Origin of the sequence: Microcoleus sp. SVA1B4 (genome assembly GCF_036700545.1) — a bacterium.
Lineage (GTDB): Bacteria > Cyanobacteriota > Cyanobacteriia > Cyanobacteriales > Microcoleaceae > Microcoleus.
Genome location: NZ_JAUBPB010000034.1, coordinates 16,995 through 33,069, shown reverse-complemented (window position 1 = coordinate 33,069; position 16,075 = coordinate 16,995). Strand labels below are relative to the sequence as shown.

General features: G+C 44.7%; 12 protein-coding genes. 9 read left to right on the top strand and 3 right to left on the bottom strand.

What is annotated here, in order from left to right:
* Positions 1-158 precede the first annotated feature (158 nt).
* Positions 159-3,005 (bottom strand): valine--tRNA ligase, encoded by a 2,847-nt coding sequence (locus tag QT987_RS16775; RefSeq protein ID WP_333241900.1) that lies wholly within the window; start codon positions 3,003-3,005, stop codon positions 159-161.
* Positions 3,006-3,334: 329 nt separating this feature from the next.
* On the opposite strand from QT987_RS16775, the gene QT987_RS16770 reads away from it, so the two are divergent.
* Positions 3,335-3,712, top strand: a complete 378-nt coding sequence (locus QT987_RS16770; RefSeq protein ID WP_333241898.1) for a GxxExxY protein — start codon at positions 3,335-3,337, stop codon at positions 3,710-3,712.
* A gap of 71 nt (positions 3,713-3,783) precedes the next feature.
* On the opposite strand, the gene QT987_RS16765 is transcribed toward QT987_RS16770, so the two are convergent.
* Positions 3,784-5,436: an FAD-dependent oxidoreductase gene (locus QT987_RS16765; protein ID WP_333241896.1), complete on the bottom strand. Its 1,653-nt coding sequence runs from the start codon at positions 5,434-5,436 to the stop codon at positions 3,784-3,786.
* 208 nt (positions 5,437-5,644) lie between these two features.
* On the opposite strand from QT987_RS16765, the gene QT987_RS16760 reads away from it, so the two are divergent.
* The 4 genes from QT987_RS16760 (at position 5,645) to QT987_RS16745 (ending at position 9,337) form a co-directional block, all read left to right on the top strand.
* Entirely contained in the window at positions 5,645-5,872 is a 228-nt protein-coding gene (locus QT987_RS16760; RefSeq protein ID WP_333241894.1) for a hypothetical protein, read from the top strand.
* 197 nt (positions 5,873-6,069) lie between these two features.
* Positions 6,070-6,273, top strand: a complete 204-nt coding sequence (locus QT987_RS16755) for a PIN domain-containing protein (protein WP_333241892.1) — start codon at positions 6,070-6,072, stop codon at positions 6,271-6,273.
* 198 nt (positions 6,274-6,471) lie between these two features.
* Complete coding sequence (locus tag QT987_RS16750) at positions 6,472-8,133, top strand: AAA family ATPase (protein ID WP_333241890.1); 1,662 nt, start codon at positions 6,472-6,474, stop codon at positions 8,131-8,133.
* Positions 8,134-8,140: 7 nt separating this feature from the next.
* Positions 8,141-9,337 carry a 5-methylcytosine restriction system specificity protein McrC gene (locus QT987_RS16745; protein WP_333241888.1) on the top strand — a complete coding sequence of 399 codons (1,197 nt, stop codon included), beginning with the start codon at positions 8,141-8,143 and terminating at the stop codon, positions 9,335-9,337.
* A gap of 91 nt (positions 9,338-9,428) precedes the next feature.
* On the opposite strand, the gene QT987_RS16740 is transcribed toward QT987_RS16745, so the two are convergent.
* Positions 9,429-10,433 (bottom strand): phosphoribulokinase, encoded by a 1,005-nt coding sequence (locus QT987_RS16740; RefSeq protein ID WP_333241886.1) that lies wholly within the window; start codon positions 10,431-10,433, stop codon positions 9,429-9,431.
* 864 nt (positions 10,434-11,297) lie between these two features.
* Between QT987_RS16740 and petH the strand changes: the two genes are divergently transcribed.
* The 4 genes from petH to QT987_RS16720 all read left to right on the top strand — a co-directional run bounded on the left by petH (position 11,298) and on the right by QT987_RS16720 (position 16,064).
* Entirely contained in the window at positions 11,298-12,503 is a 1,206-nt protein-coding gene (petH, locus tag QT987_RS16735) for a ferredoxin--NADP reductase (RefSeq protein ID WP_333241884.1), read from the top strand.
* A gap of 137 nt (positions 12,504-12,640) precedes the next feature.
* Positions 12,641-13,384, top strand: coding sequence for a Uma2 family endonuclease (locus QT987_RS16730; protein ID WP_333241882.1), 744 nt, complete (start codon positions 12,641-12,643; stop codon positions 13,382-13,384).
* Positions 13,385-13,520: 136 nt separating this feature from the next.
* Positions 13,521-14,837: a homoserine dehydrogenase gene (locus tag QT987_RS16725; RefSeq protein ID WP_333241880.1), complete on the top strand. Its 1,317-nt coding sequence runs from the start codon at positions 13,521-13,523 to the stop codon at positions 14,835-14,837.
* 375 nt (positions 14,838-15,212) lie between these two features.
* Complete coding sequence (locus tag QT987_RS16720; RefSeq protein WP_333241878.1) at positions 15,213-16,064, top strand: alpha/beta hydrolase; 852 nt, start codon at positions 15,213-15,215, stop codon at positions 16,062-16,064.
* Positions 16,065-16,075: the final 11 nt, after the last annotated feature.

Here is a 16,075-nt window from a genome sequence, read left to right as displayed (position 1 = left end):
GAGGTTTTTGATGAAGCAAGGCTTCACCATAAACAAGAATGGTAATAACCTCATCAACCGGGTTTCTTTCGAGATTTCTCGTGACTAAACACAAAATTTCAGAGAAACCCGGTTTCTCACCGAATGCGCGACTACTGTCAACTGTCAACTGTCAACTATTAAAACACCTTTAGCCGATCGCGCAAAATCTCAGCTTGTTTTTCGGCTTCAGCCAAAGCATCCCTCGCCCCCTGAACCACATCAGGAGTAGCCTTATCCACAAACTTCTGATTAGTCAAGCGCGCCGCAGTATGCTTAATTTCAGCTTCCACCTTGCTCAACTTCTTCTCTAATTTAGCACGCAAAGCCGCCAAATCCACCACCCCAGCCAGAGGAATCAATACTTGCACAGTACCAACAACACCAGCAATTGACCCCCCTTGCCCCCCCTTACCAAGGGGGGGATTAAGGGGGGGTTCTGCATCCAAACTAGCAGTAACTGTCAGATTTTCGACTTTTGCCAAATCCTGAATGTAAACACCTCCATCTGAGATAATTTGGCGTTCTTTCTCGCTTTCGCTTTGCAAAATCGCCGTCACCTTCACACTGGGTTTGATATCAGCATCTGCCCGCAAATTACGAATAGTGCGAATTGTACCGAACAACAACTCAAATTGCTGTTCTAATTCAGCATCAATTAGCGAGACATCAGCTTCAGGATAAGCTTGCAAAGCCAAACATTTATCGTCACCTGTTTGAGTCAGAGTGTGCCAAATCTCCTCAGTAATGTGCGGCATAAAAGGATGTAGTAGTTTCAAAATCCCTTCCAACACAAAAGCAAAAGTTTGCTGTGCCACTTTCTTAGAATTTGGTTCAGCATCCTGTTGCAAGCGAGACTTGACTAACTCAATATACCAGTCACAGAAATCGCCCCAAATAAACTCATAAAGTCCCTTCGCTGCTTCCCCCAAACCGTAATTTTCCAAACAATTGCGGCTTTGCTGCACAACTTGATTGTAGCGAGAAAGAATCCAGCGATCGCACAATTCCAACCCTTCTTCTCTCTTCCCCTCAACAAGGGAATCTTCTTCTCTCCCCCCCTCAACAAGGGAATCTTCTTCTCTCCCCCCCTTAGTAAGGGGGGGTTGGGGGGGGTGAGGAATTCCCAACTGCTGCGGAGTCTGTCCCTCCAAATTCATCATCACAAACCTAGCCGCATTCCACAACTTATTCGTGAAGTTCCGCGAAGCTTCCACCGATTTCGATTCATCAGTTTTGCGATCGTACTCCATGCGAATATTTTGACCCGCCCCAACCACTTCCTTAACCAAAGTGTAGCGCAAAGCATCAGTACCGTACTTGCCAATCAATAGCAGCGGGTCGATACCGTTATTTTTACTCTTAGACATTTTTTGACCGTTTTCATCCAACACCAAACCGTGAATGTAAACAGTATCAAAAGGCATCTTTCCAGTAAAATGTCCTGCCATCATCGTCATTCTAGCAACCCAGAAAAAGATGATGTCAAAACCCGTTACCAAAGTAGTTGTCGGATAGTAAAACTCCAAATCCTTAGTTTCGTCAGGCCATCCCAAAGTTGAGAAAGGCCACAACCCGGAAGAAAACCAAGTATCCAATACGTCTGGATCTCTTGCTAACTCTACGTCATTACCAAATTTAGCCGTCGCTTTTTCCCTAGCTTCAGCTTCAGTTTTCGCCACCACAAACGGCGTGGTATCAGTAATTTCGCCCTGGGTTTCGCTAACAGCATACCAAGCCGGGATTTGGTGTCCCCACCACAATTGCCTGGAGATACACCAATCCTTCAGCTTCACCAACCAATCGCGATAAACCTTTGTCCATCTTTCAGGAACAAAGACTGGTGAGTTACTTTGATCTAAAGCTTCTAAAGCGCGTTGAGAAAGAGGATCGATCTTCACAAACCATTGCGTAGATATCAAAGGTTCGACCGGGACTTTGCCGCGTTCGCTGTAGGGAACAGTATGCTTATAATCTTCTATTTTAACCAAAACCCCGTCAGTTTCTAACCGCTTCACCACATTTTTGCGGGCAACAAATCGGTCTTGTCCTTGGAACTCTCCGGCATTTTCATTTAAACTGCCGTCCTTATTCATGATGTTAATAAACGGCAAATTGTGACGTTTACCCATCTCGAAGTCATTCGGATCGTGGGCGGGAGTCACCTTGACACAACCAGTTCCGAAAGTCGGATCGACAAACTCATCAGCAATGATTGGGATTTCGCGATTTACGATCGGCAAAGTCACAGTTTTACCGATAAGATGTTTGTAGCGATCGTCCTTGGGATTCACCGCCACCCCAGTATCGCCCAACATCGTTTCCGGCCGAGTCGTCGCCACCTCCAAATAACCAGAACCATCCGTCAAAGGATAGCGGAAATGCCACAAATGGCCCTCAACTTCCTGCTGGTCTACCTCCAAATCCGACACAGCAGACTGACTAGCCGGACACCAATTCACCAGGTAATTACCGCGATAAATCAGCCCCTCATCGTACAGGCGGACAAATGCTTCTAAAACCGCAGCGGATAAGCCTTCATCCATCGTAAAGCGTTCACGCGACCAATCGACAGATACGCCCAAACTGCGTAATTGATTAGTAATAATATTGCCCGATTCAGCTTTCCACTCCCAGGCCCGTTCCAAGAATTTTTCTCGGCCTAAATCGTGGCGAGTTTTGCCTTCTGCTTTGAGTTGCTTTTCGAGAATAGTTTGAACTGCGATGCTAGCATGATCCGTTCCCGGCAACCACAGGGTATTGCGTCCAGTCATGCGGTGATAGCGGACGAGGACATCAATCAGCGTCTCTTCAAAAGCGTGTCCCATGTGGAGGCTGCCGGTGACGTTGGGCGGCGGGATAACTACGCAGTAAGGTTCGCCGCCGGCTTCTGGGTCAGCTTTGAAGGTTTGGTTGTCTTCCCAGTATTTTTGCCACTTGGCTTCGGTGGCTTGGGGGTCGTATTGGGGGGGTAGGTTTGCGGTCATTGGCGAGAGGGTGCAGGTTTTATATATAAGATTGTGCCACAGCGGGGGGAAGAGAAGAGGTTTGAACCGCAGAGGGCGCAGAGGGCGCAGAGGGAAGAGTGTTGGGAGGGTTTTGGATGTCGTAAAAAAACCTTTTATCCCTCCCCTCTCTGCGCTCTCTGTGTTCTCTGCGGTAAAATCCTCTTAATATCTATTCACGTCTTTACAATCCACTCCATTAAGAGAAGAGTTTTGAACCGCAGAGGGCGCAGAGGGCGCAGAGGGAAGAGTGTGGGGAGGGTTTTGGATTATGATTGTGATTATTGGTTTGAGAAGAGGAGAGAAGAGAGTTGGAAGATGATCTGAATGAGTTGACTTATGCGGTGATTGGGGCGGCGATGGAGGTTCATAAGGAGTTGGGGCCGGGGTTTTTGGAAGCGGTATATGAGAATTCGTTGCGTGAAGAACTCTCGCGCCGGGGAATTCCTTTTCAACCTCAACCTACAGTAAATGTAACTTATAAAGGTGTTGTGGTTGGGGAAGGCAGATACGATATGCTGGTTGCCCACACTATCGTAGTTGAATTAAAGTCAGTCCAAACTATACTTCCTATTCATGAGGCTCAAGTTATCTCCTACCTCAAAATGACTGGTTATCCTCTAGCCCTTCTCATCAACTTCAATGTCCGCTTTTTAAAAGAAGGAATCCGCCGCCTCATCCTCTCCTAAAAAATCCTCTCATCCCTCCCCTCTCTGCGCCCTCTGCGCCCTCTGCGGTTCATTCCTCTTAATATCTTTAATTATTTCACTTCCTTATAATCCACTCCATAACTCGTATCTTTCCCCGACAAATACGTCGTTTTCCCCGTTAAAGTCTCCAGAGCTTTTTTCGTTTCAGCCGAAGTAATCGAATTCAGCGGCACGCCGAACTTGCTAGCCAAACCAGCCGCCACGCCCACACCTTGTCCTTGATAAATATTCACCGTCGCTATTCGCCCGACGGATACAGCCATACCGACATAACCGGACGATCGCCCGACAATGGCTAAATTATTCACTTTGCTAGCCAAAGCGCTTTCTATCCCGAAATTATAGACTGGTAGCGGCGGAATTCTCGTAGATAAATGCTTGACTCCGCCCCGCATATCGAAATCGTAGGAAAAACTGCCGATCGACTTGGACGCTGCTGTTCCCCCTTTGATAATCTCCTTCCCCGTCAGTGGATCTACCACATCGCGAACGTTCAAACTTTGCCTGATATAAATCTCGTCTGGAATAAATACTCTCACATCTTTACCAGACTTCTTTTGTAGCCAGTGTTGGAGATGTGACATTTCTCTAATCATTTCAGGAGTCGGTTTTCTGCCGTTAGCTTCCATCTTCATGATTTGGTCAACTTGGTATTTAAACAGAAACCCGTTCCAGGACAGCACATTTTTGTTATAAACGCAGACATTGCCTTTATCAAAAAAGAATCCTTTATTTTGACTAAAGGGCAAATTTCTGTCTATGTGATACGCTGCTCCTATGGCTACACTTCTGATGTCGTAGCCGTCTGTATATGGCTGATAAATCGTACTCCAGAAATTCCTCATCCAGAATTTTGTACTGGCAGGATCTTTAGATTTTGTAATGCTCTCTTTAATCTTTTTTACCAAAAGCCGATTGTATAGAATGTCATCTTCTATTCTGCGGAATTCGGACATCGTTATACCTGTAATTCTCGGAACTATAGAGACAGCTAAAGTTTCATTTTTGGATTTTATATTTTGAGATTCATATCCTGTATAATAAGATAATCCGGCTTTCCTGGCTAATTCCGCGTCTTGAGTTACGTCAATAAAAGAGTTGGCTTTAATTCTTAAGGTGCTGCCTTTTACTTCGGCATATTCGATTTTTTTATCTACGACGTGGGGAGTAAGAGTTGAGTTGGAAATAACTCTGACTTTTGCTGCTGAAAGCATTTGCCTGAGAGCTTGATCTGCCCTTTTTGGATCTAAGCAAGATTCGGGCGCATTCGCTTTATCTAAGAATTCCTTAAAACATTGGGCGTAGGGTTGGCGATACCAACCGGGGATTTTATCTACATCGATGTAAGCTAAACCGCCGCGGGTGAGTAAGCCGCCCAAAGGTGCTCTTCCGTAGTTCGATCGCACGATCGCAACTTTGCCCTTTGGGCCTAAAGTTTTCTTCGCCCATATCGCCGCACATATCCCCGGTACTTCATCACCATATACTACTACATCAAAGGTTTGCTCTGGTGGTTTTTTGGGAAGTACCAGAGGCGGGCTGCTGGATTTTTGCGGCAGAGTTCCAGCGTCTAAGGTGGCACTTGCTGGGTCTCTATTTGCGATATAATTTTCTATTTCTCTGAACGGCGTATAATTACGTAAAAGTTCTAGGGCGGCAAAGATGATTGCAATTGAAGCTAGTTTCTTGAAAGTAGAGAGCATTCAGTTGACTCGTGGATAAATTTGCAATACCTGATAGGGAAGTTCAGGGTTTACGGAATTGAATATAGCACGTTTAGATTGTTTCGACACAGTTTTAACTTTTCCGGGAACCGTGGTAAACGAATCTTCTCAACCCAAACCTGGTGATGCTGTCCTTGGTGGCCAAAATGCTACAATTACATCAATCACCAATTGAAACATAAAAAACATGACTTTTGAGGCGGTTTTAAATCTTGTTAAGCACTTGTCTCTAGCCGAAAAGTTACGATTGATTAAGTGGATAGTTCCTGAAATAGAACGAGAATTAGTTGTTGGGCCGACTCCCCGCAAATCATTGTGGGGTTTATGTGCTGACTTGGGAATTGCACCTTCTGCCGCTGATATAGATGAACATCGCAGCGAAGAATGGGCGAATTTCCCAAGGGAGGATTTCTAATGCTGCGTGCTGTAGCTGATACTCATGCTGTGATCTGGTATATCTTTGCCGATTCACGACTTTCGGTGACTGCTAGAACGACTATAGAAGAGATAGCTGCCCAGGGAAATTAGGTGGCTTTTTCATCAATTACATTAGCAGAAATTGTCTATCTGAGCGAGTGAGGGCGGATTAATTCAACTACTCTCGATCTATTATTGAGAGAAGTTGAGAGCGATGATGCCTTATTGGTTGAAATTCCTTTCGATCGCAATATAGCTTTGACTTTAAGGCAAGTTGACCGATCGCAAATTCCCGATTTGCCCGATCGCATTATTGCTGCTACTGCTTTGTATGTTAATGTACCCGTTATTAGTCGCGATCGCCGGATTCAATTATCTAGTATAGACACAATTTGGTAAATCTGAGTCACTCGGCGCAAGTTTAAATTTTCCGGGAACTGTTGTTAGCGGTTTTGCCTGTGTTACTGGTTTGGGAGGGCTATTGATGTGGGTAAGGATGGTGGGTGCGATCGCATCTCAGATATCTGGTGTCGGGAAGGGCGATCGGCTACAATAAGTTAAGAACAACAATTGAGTCACCTTAAACATACAGAAAAAATGGAAAAAGTTTTTGTACATCCTGAATGTCCTTTTTCAGTAGAAACATTTAACTTATTGGCACAATTTTATGAAAATCCCAACTCAGATTTTTACATAGCACACAAAAAAAATTTTTTAAAATATGTAGAAGAGCCATTAAAGTATATTTACAGCCAGGTAGAAGAGCAGTTGCCTGATTTTATTAAAGAATATATAAATGTCAAACGTGAGGGGTTTGGCTCTATTAATGAAATAGGTAATTTGGAATCGACAGCCTACAGTATAATTTTTGATTTAAAAGATATCATTTCTACTGTGCATTGTATAAGTCGTGCTCAGTTAATGCTGAATCTTGAAAACCAGAAATTAACTTTTGGTTTTTCTTCTGAAAGTAACGATTTTGAGGCAGTAAAAGAATTTCGCCTACTGCCTTATATAGATGATGATATGATCGAACTCTTTAAACGTTCTCAACTTCCAAAAAATTATAGCTTCTGTTTGACTCAGAAAGCAACTGATTTTAAATTCACTAACTGGGATTTTGATTCCAGAATGGAACCCGCAAAAAATGTTTATGAACTATTAGAAAACATTTTCACTGAGTCACCTGGTATTCTACCATATGAAGTTAACATAGAACTTACTAAAATTCAGGTTCAAATCTCACTTGAATCACAAAAAATATTAGGATCTTCTGCTAATGGCTTAATTAGGAAAATAGGACAAACATTTAAAAAACTATTTCCATTGTTTTTGATTTTCAATTTTTACGATGACAATAATTATTTTACTCCAATTATTCTCAGTGAATATTTGTCAGTATATGAAAAGGAATTTAATCCAGTGTATCAACTAGAAGAAATTTCCGAAACTACTGGTTTTCAAACAACCCAACTAACCCAATGGATACACACCATTAACCGCAAAGGCCAAACCATCATTCAAGGCCCGCCCGGAACCGGAAAAACCTTCCTTGCCCAAAAACTCGCCCAACACTTAATCGGCGGGGGTGACGGTTTCTCAGACACGATCCAATTTCATCCAGCTTATACTTATGAAGACTTTATTCAAGGCATCCGCCCCCAAAGTCAAGACGGGCAATTAACTTATCCCATAGTTCCCGGTAGATTCCTAGAATTTTGCGAAAAAGCCGAAGCCTGTGAAGACATTTGTGTTCTGATTATTGATGAAATTAACCGTGCAAATTTATCTCAAGTCTTTGGCGAGTTAATGTATCTCCTAGATGACCGACCCGACACAGAGCGCTTTATTACACTAGCCAGCGGTAAACAGTTTAGAATCCCTACAAATGTCCGCATCATCGGCACAATGAACACCGCAGACCGTTCTATTGCCTTAGTTGATAATGCACTCCGTCGCCGCTTCGCATTCATTTCTATCTATCCCAACTCTGAAGTCCTGCGACTGTATCACCACAGAGAGGAAACAGGTTTTCCAGTTGATAAATTAACTAGCATTCTAGAAGATGTAAATCAGGCAATTAACAACAAACACTATGAACTAGGTATTTCCTTCTTTCTGACAAAAACCTTAGCTGAAGATATCCAAGACATTTGGCAAATGGAAATTGAGCCATACCTCGAAGAATACTTCTTTGATGACCAGGGAAAAATGGATGAATTTCTCTGGTATAAAATTAAACATAAATTGAGCCAGTGATAATCTTATGAATCGAGAATCACCCCAAATTATCGAACTTACAGAATATCAATTAGCAACTTTTGAACGAAATTTTATCCCCGAATCAGTAGGAGATAAAATATACCAGAATTATGGCAAGGAAATCGACATAGAATTTCCCAACCGTAAAACAAAAGATAAATGGGAATTAAAATCTAAAGGCAGAGTTGGCAACATTCCAATCACTCCCGACTTTCACATTGCCATCCGCCCAAAGGTTCCCATAAACAACTTATTCGGAATGCTTGAATATGCCTACAACCTTAAGATAAAATTTCCCCAAGGATCGATTCAGTGCCAATCTTTAAAACAAATTTACGAGAGATTAGCTAACATTCTTGCCCAAAAAATTCTAGAACGCTGTCGCAAAGGATTATATCGCGATTACTTATCCAAAACAGAAAGACTCGCCTACATTCGCGGCCGCGTCGATTTGCGGTCAGCCCTCCAAAAACCTTGGGATGTTAAACTAAAATGCCACTATAACGAACAAACAGGCGACATCGAAGACAATCAAATACTCGCTTGGACACTCTTCATAATTGGCCGCAGCGGTTTGTGCCGTGAATCTGTTTCATCTACTGTGCGAAAAGCCTTTCACGCACTCCAAGGATTTGTTACATTAAAACCTTTTAAATCAGAAGCTTGTATTGATAGAAATTATCACCGTTTGAATCAAGATTATCAACTTTTACACGCCTTATGTCGATTCTTTTTAGATAACACAGGGCCGAGTCACGAAAGTGGCGATCGCGAAATGCTCCCTTTTCTCATAGACATGGCTAATTTATATGAACAATTTGTCGCTGAATGGCTCAAAGCAAATACACCAAAAGGCTTTGAGGTCGAACCACAACACCGAGTTGAACATGACACAAATTATTTCGATAAGATTGACTTAATTATACGCGATAGTGAAACAAAAAAAGTCCAATACGTCCTCGATACAAAATACAAAGCTCCCGATAAAGTAGCCAATAATGACATTCATCAAATAGTTGCTTACGCAAATGCGTTAAAGTGCCAAAATGCAATTCTCATCTACCCGCAAAACCTCAAACAGCCACTAGATATAAAAAATGACGATATCCGAGTTCGCAGTCTAACTTTTTCCCTAGATAGCGACCTCAATCAAGCCGGAAAAACCTTCTTAACCTCTCTACTTCCAAACACCCTCCCCTAACTCTCCTCTGCGGCCTCTGCGCCCTCTGCGGTTCATGTATCCACAAAAAAAGAGGCGCGATCGCGCCTCTCAAATCTTTCATGTCTGCGTTCTAAACACTCATAGCCACTTTCGCTTCTTTTGCAGTCAACTTCTCGTAAGTCGCCCGCATCTTCAATCCGACTAACACTTGGAACAAACCAGTTCCATTGTTGGAACCAGGATATTCGCGGTGCTGGAGCAACAGGTGAGTTAACTCGCCTTCATACTTCGCAGAAGTCTTGCTCAAATGGCTTTCGATGTAAATAACTTCTTCGAGATTCTCGAATTGACCATCTACTTCCAAAATCGAGACTTCGTGGCCGTAGAAAGCATCGGGCCCGTAGTACATCTTAATTCCGGGATAGGAACAAGTAAGTTTGCGACCGCAAGGAACCCAGTTAATTGTTGAACCTTCGTCAAACAAATACGCAGGCTCAAAATTGGCGATGCCTTCGCGCTGGATCATCTGCACGCGCAGAACCTTCCGCTCTTTGTCATCTTTGATCAAGTTGGTCGGCAACACTTGAATTACCACATCAGCATATTGCTTTTGCGGGTCAATGTAGGCGGTAAAATCCGGTTTGCGAGCATTGATCGCAAACAGCACGTCTTCGTAACGGTGGCCCCGTTCCGCCATGTCGCGCTGGATTTTCCAAGCAATTTTTACCTCGTCGCTGATGTCGAGGTAGACGCTGAAGTCGAGGAGCGATCGAACTCGCTCGTCGTACAGGGGATGCAGCCCCTCAATCACAATCACATGATTCGGCTCTACCCGCTCAGGAGGATCGAGCAGACCGGTTTCGTGGTTGTAAATCGGCTTGTCGATCGCCCGACCTTCTTTGAGCGCCTTCATTTGCTCGGCCATCAGGTCAAAATTGTTCGCTCTGGGGTCAAGGGCTGTAATCCCTGTTTCCTTGCGCTGCTTGCGATCGAGACAATGATAGTCATCAAGGCAGATTACAGTAACGAAATCTTCCCCGAACAAATCTGTCAATCGGCGTAAAAAAGTAGATTTTCCGCATCCGGAATCTCCGGCAACGCCAATTAAAACCACGCGATCCGGCTTACTTGTCATAGTTTCCCTCTAACAAAATCACTGTTTACTAACTAACTCAAGTCTAGATTCCACAAAATTTCAGCCCGCAGGTAGCGGCAAGCAGGCTTTGTGCTGCTGTGCTACCGCGATAGCATCGAGTTCTCACCAGCATACAGCAGTGAGTTGATTGCCTGCCCGGGAAGACCCAAGCAATCTTCAAGGCAAGTAATTAATAGCTTGTAAAAGTATAGTCATTTATGTATGACATGGGAGGCGTGAATCCCTCCCCTTTCTTTTTTACTTCGAGCGGATTGACCCGCCTGGGCTGAACTACGCAGCTCCCTATCCCATCGCACAAGGCATTTGGGATTGCTTGGGGCATAAGATCCTAATATCTATTAACACTAACTTTAGTAGTTGATCTTACCAGAATGCGATCGCCCACTACAAGCTCAACGTCGATAGATTTTAGATTTTAGATTTTAGATTTTAGATTGTAGAATTGACCCGTCAGTCAGCCTGGGAGTCATAAATCCAGGATCTTGTACCTGGCTGCTTTCGGTCAATAGGAGCTATTTGTTGCCCGATGCCACACTCCATCACCGATCGGCAATCAAAACGACTTATCGGGGCAGATCCCCCGATCGGGTAAAATATTGGCAGTACGCAGACAACAATAGCTATAGGTCAACAGCCGAACGCAAAGCGGGCTCGGTGAGCGCGGCGTTCGGCTAGTAGGGATTTGATACGCGAGCGATCGCAACTTCAACCTTCCCGCCGACGTGGCGGGGCCCAAAAATTGGCGAGGCCAATTAGTCCCGATGGCCTTAAGAAAAAAGTAAATTGAGTCTAACGTCACATTCTCTTTCTTTATAACTCTGTATCGTGAAGGAAAATCAACCAATGTACAGCCCAAGCATATCTGGTGTGGCGGCCAACTCAGAATCAGGCAGCCGCATCTTTGTTTACGAAGTGGAGGGTATGCGTCAGAGCCAAGCAACTGACCAAATAAGTAACCCGATTCGCCGTAGTGGTAGCGTATTTATCTCCGTGCCCTACGATCGCATGAATCAGGAAATGCGCCGGATTGCTCGGATGGGTGGAAGAATTGTCAGCATCCGCCCCTCAAACAGCGCTCCCGAAACAAATGGCAAAGTCGCACCAGAAGCAGGGCTACAGAGTCAGAAATCTGGAGAAGAAACTAAGCCCATGACTCAAGCCAAGGAAAAAGTTCAGGTTCCTGTCAACCTCTACAAACCGGCCAATCCCTATATTGGTAAGTGCATTTCTACAGAAGAATTAGTCAGAGAAGGCGGCGACGGCACAGTCCGCCACGTCACCTTCGACATTTCTGGAGGCAATTTGCACTATCTCGAAGGTCAAAGTATCGGGATTATTCCCGATGGCACGGATAAAAACGGCAAACCTCACAAAATTCGGCTTTACTCGATCGCCTCCACCCGTCACGGCGACAACCTCGACGACAAAACAGTCTCGCTGTGCGTGCGCCGCCTAGAGTACAAAAGCCCAGAGACTGGCGAACAAGTGTTCGGCGTTTGTTCGACTTTTCTCACCGGTTTGCAACCGGGGGATGATGTCAAAATCACCGGCCCCGTAGGCAAGGAAATGCTGTTGCCCGACGACGAGGAAGCCACCATTATTATGATGGGTACCGGTACGGGTATTGCTCCTTTCCGGGCTTATTTGTGGCGGATGTTTAAAGAAAACAATCCCGATTACAAATTCAGAGGTTTAGCTTGGTTGTTCTTTGGAGTTGCTTACACTCCCAACATTCTTTATAAGGAAGAGTTGGAGCAATTGCAGCGCGAGTTCCCCGATAATTTCCGCTTGACTTATGCCATCAGCCGCGAGCAAAAGAATGTTGACGGCGGCAAGATGTACATTCAAAACCGGATTCAAGAGAACGCAGACCAATTGTGGGAATTGGTTCAAAAGCCGAATACTCACACTTATATCTGCGGTTTGAAGGGTATGGAAGGTGGAATTGATGAGGGAATGTCGGCTGCGGCTGGTAAGTACGACGTTGACTGGGCTGCCTATCAGAAACAGTTGAAGAAAGAGCACCGTTGGCACGTTGAAACTTATTAATGTGTTACCTGATTTAATCTGATTTGTAGGGTGGGCTTGGCTCGCCCTACAATTGTTTTAAACAGTTTTTAGTTTTGAGAAGCTTGAACTGCCCACAAAAAGTGTACAATATACAGTAAGCTCACCGAAAAAGGGAGATGACTGACATGACCCTAATTTCTACCCAACAACTGACCTTTAAAGAGTATCTGGACTACCAGGGAGAATCAGGTGTTTGTTATGAATTATATCGGGGACACATCATTGAAATGCCAACACCCACAGCTATACATATCAAAATCTGTGAATTTTTGGTTTACCAGTTCCGGCGCTTCTTTGCAGCACACAACCTCCCGCTAGTTGCAGTTGTCACTACCGCAGTCCGAACCGAGGAAAACTCTGCACGCGTTCCTGATGTTGTGATTTGCACTCAGAGTCTTTGGGAACAAGTCTGTGCACAACCTGGTTCCGCAGTCTTGGACTTTGAAGAAAAACCGCTGTTAGTTATAGAAGTTACCAGTCAAAATTGGCGGGACGACTACATCCGTAAACGCGCAGAATATGACTTAATTGATATCCCTGAATATTGGATTGTAGACCCCAATTTACTAAAAATACGAGTGTGTAGCCGTCCAGAAAATGAAGGCAGTTACTCTCACCAGGAATTTTTGCCGGAACAGCAAGTTCAGTCTGTACAGTTCGCTGAATTTATTTTATCGGTGAATCAAGTGCTATGTCCGCCCCTAGTAGAAGATTTAATTCGAGAAGAACAAGCGCAGCGACAGCAGCTAGAACAGCAAAATCGGCAGCTAGAACAGCAAGTTAATGCAGAACGCCAGCGGGCCGAAAGATTGGCGCAGCGGCTGCGAGAAATGGGGATAGAGATGGATACAGAACTTTAAATTGCCATGTAAAATCTGGATTAATTAGTCATGTAGATCCCGGACTTTTTTAAGAAGTCGGGTCTCTGGGTATTCAGTGAAGCCGCGGTTATCATACAATGATTCTAGATGAAGTGAGTTTCAACGGGTCAAAGTCGTGGCTTTCAAAATTGGTTTGTTAGGTTTGGGTACAGTTGGCGCGGGAACAGCAGAGATTTTGCTCTCCCCAGATGGCCGCCATCCGCTGTTGCAGGAATTGGAAATTTATCGGGTGGGAGTGCGCGATATTTCTCGAACTCGGTCTTTACAATTGCCAGAAAATGTGCTGACAACTGACCTAGAAGCGATCGCAACTGACCCGGAAATTGATATTGTAGTAGAACTGATTGGCGGATTGGAACCGGCGCGATCGCTCATTCTGCAAGCTATTGCCAGCGGCAAGCACGTCGTCACTGCCAACAAAGCAGTTATCGCCCGCTACGGGAATGAAATCTTCGAGGCCGCCAACAAAAAAGGCGTTTACGTAATGCTAGAAGCTGCTGTCGGCGGCGGCATTCCAGTCATTCAAAGCCTCAAACAATCTTTAGGTGCAAACCGCATTCAAACTGTCACCGGCATCGTCAACGGCACAACTAATTACATCCTGACGCGGATGCAAACAGAAGGCGCAGACTTTGCCGAAGTGCTCGCCGACGCTCAGCAATTAGGTTATGCTGAAGCTGACCCCACAGCAGATGTAGATGGATTAGATGCGGCCGATAAAATTGCTATCTTAGCCTCGCTAGCTTTTGGCGGACGCATCAAATTAGAAGATGTTCACTGCGAAGGTATCAGAAAAGTTAGTGCTGCTGATATTGACTACGCCGACAAGCTGGGATTTGTGATTAAATTGTTGGCTATTGCTCAAGAAACCTCCCGCTACAATGGCAAGCAAGCTGAGGGAGAAAGCGAACTGCTGTCAATTCGAGTGCATCCGAGTTTTGTGCCGAAAACTCATCCGCTGGCGAGTGTTAACGGGGTTTACAATGCAATTTTAGTCGAAGGAGAGCCGATCGGGCAATTGATGCTGTACGGGCGTGGCGCCGGTGCAGGCCCAACAGCTAGCGCCGTAGTATCAGACATCATGAATGTCGCGGCCATCCTGAAAACCGAAACTGTTCCGATTCCCCATCCTTTGCTGAGTTGCAGTCACCAACACTACTGCAAAATTGCTCCGATGCAGGAACTTGTTACTCGCTTTTACGCCCGTTTTCTGACGCGCGATACTCCGGGGGTAATTGGCAAACTCGGCACTTGTTTCGGCAACCACAAAGTTAGTTTGGAATCAGTTGTGCAGACGGGAATTCACGGCGATTTAGCAGAAATTGTCGTCGTGACTCACGATGTTACGGAAGGTAATTTTCAACAAGCACTCGATGAAATTCGCGCGATGGAAGCAGTCGATAGTGTTGCTAGCACGTTGCGAGTTTTGTAAAAGTGATTTGGTAGGGGCGGGTTTTACCTACAATATTTGCCAATAATTGACAATCTCTAAAACCCGCCCTCGCCCAACGGTAAATCAGAATGTACCGGGTGCTTGTAGGGGCGGGTTCACAAACAATAATTGCCTGAAACAAACAATCTCGAAAACCCGCCCGAACCGAACCATAAATCATCATGTACCTTTCCGAGGCGATGCAAATTTCGGGTTGACGTAGGTTATCGGTAGTGGGGGGCGGGTTTATCTAGATTGTCGGTAATCGTTAGATATGGTTGGTGAACCCGCCCCTACCAAATCTGGCTAAAGGTATTTTGCCAAAAGAAAAATACCGGGTTTTCCCCCCACAATCAGTTAAAAATGAGATTTGGGATGAAAGGAACAGAATTCGATTTTGTCGATCGCCAAACGGGAAGGCACTTGCTAGATTCCCTGTATGAAAAATTTGCCAAACCCCAACTGCACGATACTTTTAAACCCAATAATCCTTCAATTTACATTCGGCACGAAGAAGGGCAAGTTATTGATGGAAATTATATCATAAAAAAAGTCTTTGAAGACTCTCGCACTGGTTTTTATGCTGAAAGTCGCTTCCCCATTTCTGGCAATCATCCACCTGTTTTAGTGATTCGCGGCTACGGTTCTTGGTATCCTTTCGATCGCGTTTTGGAAGATACGCCCGATGTATTTATGGCAAAACTAGAACGCCAGTTAAAATCAGCGCAAACTGCGGGTGCTATTGATTGGATAAAGCAGCAATTTCACAGCGGGAATCCGCCCGATGTCATCGGAGAAAGTTTGGGGGGCAAAGTTGCTCAGCAAATAGCAGCAAAATACCCGGATTATATTAGATCCACTGTAGTTTTTAATTCTTTGGGCGTTTCGGAAAAGTTAGCTAAAACTTCCACGGCTAACAATGTTTTTCACTACTTTACTTTAGGCGAAAGGTATGCTTTCTGGGCAAATGAAGGTGATTACATACCGGGAACGATTTTTGTGATTTCCCAGAAAGGCAACAACTGTGGTTATAAAATCGAAGAGGCGATCGTCCGAATGGCGCGTTTTGAAGGCAAGTTTCTCAAAAGACGCGCGATTGTGGCAATATTGGCTCAGTTGCTTTTGCTAAACAGACACAATGCGATCGTCCTCAACAAGCGACGGCCAGTAGTCGTTGAGATCGATCGCACTCAATTGCAAGTTTTCCGAAAAAAGCGCTTTGTTTAAACTCAGACAGA

What these genes read in the sequence shown, in the direction of transcription:
- QT987_RS16775 (WP_333241900.1), bottom strand. Translation starts at nt 3,005, where the DNA reads ATGACCGCAAACCTACCCCCCCAATACGACCCCCAAGCCACCGAAGCC.
- QT987_RS16765 (WP_333241896.1), bottom strand. Translation starts at nt 5,436, where the DNA reads ATGCTCTCTACTTTCAAGAAACTAGCTTCAATTGCAATCATCTTTGCC.
- QT987_RS16760 (WP_333241894.1), top strand. Translation starts at nt 5,645, where the DNA reads ATGACTTTTGAGGCGGTTTTAAATCTTGTTAAGCACTTGTCTCTAGCC.
- QT987_RS16750 (WP_333241890.1), top strand. Translation starts at nt 6,472, where the DNA reads ATGGAAAAAGTTTTTGTACATCCTGAATGTCCTTTTTCAGTAGAAACA.
- QT987_RS16745 (WP_333241888.1), top strand. Translation starts at nt 8,141, where the DNA reads ATGAATCGAGAATCACCCCAAATTATCGAACTTACAGAATATCAATTA.
- QT987_RS16740 (WP_333241886.1), bottom strand. Translation starts at nt 10,433, where the DNA reads ATGACAAGTAAGCCGGATCGCGTGGTTTTAATTGGCGTTGCCGGAGAT.
- petH (WP_333241884.1), top strand. Translation starts at nt 11,298, where the DNA reads ATGTACAGCCCAAGCATATCTGGTGTGGCGGCCAACTCAGAATCAGGC.
- QT987_RS16730 (WP_333241882.1), top strand. Translation starts at nt 12,641, where the DNA reads ATGACTGACATGACCCTAATTTCTACCCAACAACTGACCTTTAAAGAG.
- QT987_RS16720 (WP_333241878.1), top strand. Translation starts at nt 15,213, where the DNA reads ATGAAAGGAACAGAATTCGATTTTGTCGATCGCCAAACGGGAAGGCAC.